This is a genomic window from Streptomyces sp. SID4985, from assembly GCF_009863025.1.
In the GTDB taxonomy this organism is placed as follows: domain Bacteria; phylum Actinomycetota; class Actinomycetes; order Streptomycetales; family Streptomycetaceae; genus Streptomyces.
In genome coordinates, this window is the sequence record NZ_WWIR01000533.1 from 1 (window position 1) to 5,166 (window position 5,166).

Genomic DNA, 5,166 nt, shown 5'->3' on the forward strand with positions numbered 1-5,166 from the left:
AGCGGCAGCAGGGGGCGCGGGAGGTGGCGGGCGCGGGCGAGGGCGCGCAGCGTGGACTCCCAGTCGAGGACGGGTGAGTCGAGGATCAGCCCGGCGACGCGGTCGGCCAGCGGGGAGTGCTGGGCGGCGCGCAGGGCCATGGTGGCGCCGGTGGACCAGCCGAGCAGGACGACCCGCTCGGCGCCGTGGCCCACGGCCCAGCGGATCGCGGCGTCCACGTCGCGCCACTCGGTCTCCCCGAGGTGGTTGATGCCGTCGGGCGGGGCGGGCGCTCCAGGGTCGCCCCGGTAGGACAGCGCGAGCACCGGAAGGCGCAGCGCGTGCAGGGCGCGCAGCACGTTCAGCGACTGCTCGCGGGTGGCGCCGAGTCCGTGCACGGCGATCACCCAGGTGTCCCGCTGTCCGGGCACGAACCAGGCGGGCAGCAGGCCGTTCTCGCCGGGCACCTCGACATCGGCGAAGTCCAGGCCGAGTGCGGTCCGCGGGTCTCCCAGGTGGACGTTCGGGGTCAGCCGCACCGCCTCGCCGGGGGTGAGGGTGCCGTGGGTGACGCGTTCGAGGCGGCGTACGACCGTGTCGGCGGTGTGCTCGGCCGAGTCCAGCACGGGTCCGACGACCGCGTGCGTGCCGTGGCCCGTGAGCCCGTACGTCCCCCGCCGCAGCGAGGCCAGATCCCGGGTGAGCGTGATCCGTCCGGCCTGCGTGGCGTGCACGGTGAGCCGCGGCTCGGTCGGCAGCGGCCGCCCCGCGGGCGCCTTGAGCGCGGCCCCGCTCGCATACCGCCCCACGGCCAGGGACACGACCCCCGCCGCGACGACGGCACCGACGACAGCAGCGGACACTTTGACTGTACGCACGGCTCCAGTGTCGGGGGGCGGGGCGGGGGCGGCCAGTGGAGCGATGGCCCTGGCGGGACCTGGCGGCTGAACGGCGACCCGGCAGGCGGCGGAACCCGGCGCCTGCCGGACCAAGTCCGGGCTGCGGCCGGGGCCGGGGAGCGGGGGCCAAGGACCAAGGGAAGAGGGCAGGGGCACGGGCCGGGGCAGGGCCGGTAGCCGGGGCCGGGGCCAGGAGGCAAGCCGAGGCGCACAGCCGGGGGCGGAAGACACGCCGCGCCCGCTCCCGACGCGGGCGCGACCGGTCGGCGGGGCGGCTCGGGAGAGGCCGGCGGCCGGTCAGCCCCGCTGGCCGTACCCCTTCAGGCGGTCCGTCACCTCGGCCAGTTCCGCCTCCGTGAGCAGGGACGGGGTGTGGCCCGGCACCGAGGACGCGGTGAGCCACAGCCGGCACATCCACTCCAGCTGGGCCGTGCGGTCGTAGGCCTGGGCGAGGGTCGTGCCGTAGGTGAGGGTGCCGTGGTTGCGCAGGAGGCAGCCGGTGCGGTCGATCAGGGCGGTGACCGCGTGGGCGGCGAGTTCGGGGGTGCCGTAGGCGGCGTAGGGGGCGACCCGTACGGGTCCGCCGAGGGCGCAGGTCATGTAGTGGATCGGGGGCAGCTCGGGGACGAGCGTGGAGACGGCGGTGGCGTGCACGGCGTGGGTGTGGACGACCGCGCGGGCGTCGGTGGCGCCGTAGACCGCGAGGTGCAGGGGGAGTTCGCTGGTCGGTCTCAGCGTGCCGAGCACCTGGCGGCCGGTCAGGTCGACGCCGGTGATGTCGTCGGGGCCGAGCCGGTCGTAGGGCACGCCGGTGGGGGTGACCAGCACCGTGTCGCCGACGCGTGCGGAGACGTTCCCCGAGGTGCCGACGACCAGGCCCTCGGCGGCCGTGCGCCGCGCGGTGGCGACCACCTCCGCCCACGCCTCGGCCTCCGCCGCGCCGATCCGTCCCGTGTCGATCCGTCCCGTGTCGCCCCGCTGCCGGTCCATGCGCCGATCCTGCCAGCCGGGCGCCGGTGACGGGCGGTACTCCCGCCGACTCCCGCGACTCCGGCGACTCCGGCGACTCCCGCGACTCCCGCGACTCCGGGGCTGACAGTCCCGTCCCGTACGTCCGATCGAACGAAAATCATGACACAGCACCACAAATAAGCCTCCGTCTCCCGCCCCGCCCCTTGAATTGGGCCTCCGCCGACCGACCGGACGACGACGTTTCACCGCCACCCGGGGAGACGCATGGCCCTCTCTGCCCACCGCCGCGCCGGAGTCCTCGCGACGGCCCTCACGGCGCTCGCCCTGACGGGCGCCCACCCCACCGCCGCCGGACCGCTCCACACCACCGCCGCCGCCGCACCGCCCGGCACCGTCCTCCCGGCACTCCCCCACGGCCACGACGTCTCCTCGCACCAGAAGCGCGTGGACTTCACCCGTGCCCACGCCAGGGGCGCCCGGTTCGCGTACGTCAAGGCGACCGAGTCGACGGGCTACCGCAACCCGTACTTCGCCGGGCAGTACGACGGCGCCCGCCGCGCGGGTCTGATCCGGGGCGCGTACCACTTCGCCCGCCCCGACCGCTCCTCCGGCGCCCGCCAGGCCGCGTACTTCGTGCGGCACGGCGGCGGCTGGCGCGCCGACGGCCGCACACTGCCACCCGCGCTCGACATCGAGTACAACCCGTACGACAAGCACCACAAGTGCTACGGCCTGAGCCACCGGCGGATGGTCCGCTGGATCTGGTCGTTCAGCGACGAGGTCCGCCGACTGACGGGCCGCCGCCCGGTCATCTACACCACCGCCCACTGGTGGAACGCCTGCACGGGCCGCAGCCGCGCCTTCGCCGCGAGCCACCCGCTGTGGGTCGCCGGACACGGCTCGTCGGGCCCCGGAAAGCTCCCCGCGGGCTGGCGTTACTGGACGTTCTGGCAGTACGGCGTCAAGGGCCGGCTGCCGGGTGACCAGGATCTCTTCAACGGCTCCGTGAACCACCTGAAGACCTTCGCCCGCGGCTGGTGACCCAAGGGGCGCACGGGCTGTGCGGAATCTTTGATTCCGCACGGAATCCGGACCCCCGCTTCCGACACCGTGATGCCCGGCCGAGTTCACCTTCCGTTCACCCAGGTTGCCTACGTTCATCCAGCCAATGACGCTCGAACGATTGCCTGGGTAAATGGAAAGCTTCTCGCTGATCCTCGCGATTGTGGTGATTACCGCACTTGCGTTCGATTTCACGAACGGTTTCCACGACACCGCCAACGCGATGGCCACGACCATCTCGACCGGTGCGCTCAAGCCCAAGGTCGCGGTGGCCATGTCGGCCGCTCTCAACCTGGTGGGCGCTTTTCTCTCGGTGGAGGTCGCCAACACGATCTCCAAGGGTCTCGTCGACGAGACCGGCATCCGTCCCGAGGTCATCTTCGCCGCGCTGACCGGCGCGATCCTCTGGAACCTCCTCACCTGGCTGGTCGGTCTGCCCTCCAGTTCCTCGCACGCCCTGATGGGCGGCCTGATCGGCGCCACCGTCGCGTCGGCGGGCCTCGGCGCCGTCCACGGCGACGTGCTGGTCACGAAGGTGCTGCTCCCGGCCGTCGCCGCCCCCGTGGTGGCCGGTCTCGCCACCATGCTCGCCACCCGCCTGTCGTACGGCGTCTCCCCGAACTCCGGCGGCGAGGCCACCCGCAAGGGCTACCGCACCGGCCAGATCGCCTCGGCCGGACTGGTCTCCCTGGCCCACGGCACCAACGACGCGCAGAAGACGATGGGCATCATCACCCTCGCGCTGATCGCGGGCGGTGCCATCGCCCCCGGCTCCAACCCGCCGGTCTGGGTCGTCCTCTCCGCGGGCCTGGCCATCGCGGCCGGTACCTACATCGGCGGCTGGCGCATCATCCGCACCATGGGCACCGGCCTCACCGACCTGGAGCCGCGCCAGGGCTTCGCCGCCCAGACCAGCGCGGCCACCGCCATCCTGGCCTCCTCGCACCTCGGCTTCTCCCTGTCCACCACCCATGTCGTCTCCGGCGCGGTGATGGGCGCGGGCCTCGGCCGCAAGGGCGGTGTGGTCCGCTGGTCCACCGCGACCCGGATGTTCGTCGCCTGGGCGCTGACCCTCCCGGCGGCCGCCCTGGTCGGCGCGGGCGCCGAGTCGGTGACCGACCTGGGCGACTGGGGCACCGCCGCCGTCGCCGTCTTCCTGGTCGCCGCCAGCGCCGCGATCTGGAAGATCTCCCGCCGCGAGGTCATCGACCACACCCACGTCTCCCCCGTCGGCGCGCACGACGAGCCCGCCGGTGTGGTCACCACCGCCATGGCCGCGGTGACCCTGCCCCCCGCGGGCACCGTCGCCGCGGGCACCGTCACCGAGGGCCTGACGGCCACCATCCCGGCCCCGGCCGTCGTCGAACCCGCCACCGCGACCCCCGTCGCCCCGCCCGCCTCCGCGGCCTGACCCGGAAGCCGAAGGAGCAACCCCATGAAGATCGACTGGGCGGCCATCGGTTCCGTCTTCGGTGTCAGCCTCGTGGCGAGCGTGGCCCTGGTGGTCCTGTTCACCCTGGGCGTCGGCGGCCTCGCCCGCCGCGAGAAGGCCGCCGCGCGCGGCGAGTCGGCCGCCCTCGCGGTGACCGGCGCGTACGTCTGCTTCGCCGCCTGCGCGGCCGCGGTGGCGTACGGGTTCTATCTGATCGTGGCGAAGGCCTGAGCCGACGCCCCTGGCAGAGCGGTTCGTGTGTGAGGCCCCTTCCGGCACCCGCCGGGAGGGGCCTCGCCGTTTCCCGAGCCCCCGGCGTACGCCCGGCACGCGGCTGCGGTAGGCCCCGATGTGGGCCCGCCCACACTCTCCTCCCGCAGGTCAAGGGCAGGTTGACGGCCCTTCGGGGGCCGTGGTGGACTTCCGGGGCCATGTACGGCGGCAGAAGAGGAAGCCGGTGCGAATCCGGCGCGGTCCCGCCACTGTCACCGGGGAGTGATCCCCGGGAGCCAGGAACTCCTGCCGCCGGTCTCGTCGAACCAGGGCGTGGACACCCTGAGTGAGGACATACCGCCATGCTCGGCTGCCCGTTGAGTACCTCTCCAAGGACCGCTCCCGCGCCCACGGCCGGCTGAGCCGATGGGTGCCGATCGCTCTTACGCGTACGGCGCCGCCGCCGGCCTCCTGGGCGACCTGCTCCTCGGTGATCCCCGCCGCCGCCACCCCGTGGCCGCGTTCGGACGCGCCGCCGGTGCCGTCGAGCGCGCGCTGTGGCACGACCACCGCGGCTGGGGCGCCCTGCACACGCTGGTGTGCGCCGGG

5 protein-coding genes, 1 pseudogene and 1 riboswitch are annotated in these 5,166 nt (G+C 73.9%); of the genes and pseudogenes, 4 read left to right on the plus strand and 2 right to left on the minus strand.

From position 1 onward, the window contains the following. The coding region (locus GTW40_RS23225) for an alpha/beta fold hydrolase (protein WP_161182128.1) at positions 1 to 857 on the minus strand (857 nt) is incomplete at its 3' end. A gap of 318 nt (positions 858 to 1,175) precedes the next feature. After that, positions 1,176 to 1,868, minus strand: a complete 693-nt coding sequence (locus GTW40_RS23230) for a class II aldolase/adducin family protein (protein ID WP_161182129.1) — start codon at positions 1,866 to 1,868, stop codon at positions 1,176 to 1,178. Between the two features lie 246 nt (positions 1,869 to 2,114). Between GTW40_RS23230 and GTW40_RS23235 the strand changes: the two genes are divergently transcribed. The 4 genes and pseudogenes from GTW40_RS23235 to GTW40_RS23250 all read left to right on the plus strand — a co-directional run. After that, positions 2,115 to 2,891: a lysozyme gene (locus tag GTW40_RS23235; RefSeq protein WP_161182130.1), complete on the plus strand. Its 777-nt coding sequence runs from the start codon at positions 2,115 to 2,117 to the stop codon at positions 2,889 to 2,891. 154 nt (positions 2,892 to 3,045) lie between these two features. After that, on the plus strand, positions 3,046 to 4,323 hold the full coding sequence (locus GTW40_RS23240) for an inorganic phosphate transporter (protein WP_161182131.1): 1,278 nt from the start codon (positions 3,046 to 3,048) through the stop codon (positions 4,321 to 4,323). Between the two features lie 24 nt (positions 4,324 to 4,347). Then, positions 4,348 to 4,575 carry a hypothetical protein gene (locus GTW40_RS23245; RefSeq protein WP_161182132.1) on the plus strand — a complete coding sequence of 76 codons (228 nt, stop codon included), beginning with the start codon at positions 4,348 to 4,350 and terminating at the stop codon, positions 4,573 to 4,575. 191 nt (positions 4,576 to 4,766) lie between these two features. After that, a riboswitch (cobalamin riboswitch) is annotated at positions 4,767 to 4,886 on the plus strand. A 97-nt stretch (positions 4,887 to 4,983) separates the two neighbouring features. Then, positions 4,984 to 5,166 (plus strand): annotated as a pseudogene (locus GTW40_RS23250) (cobalamin biosynthesis protein); the annotation flags it as partial.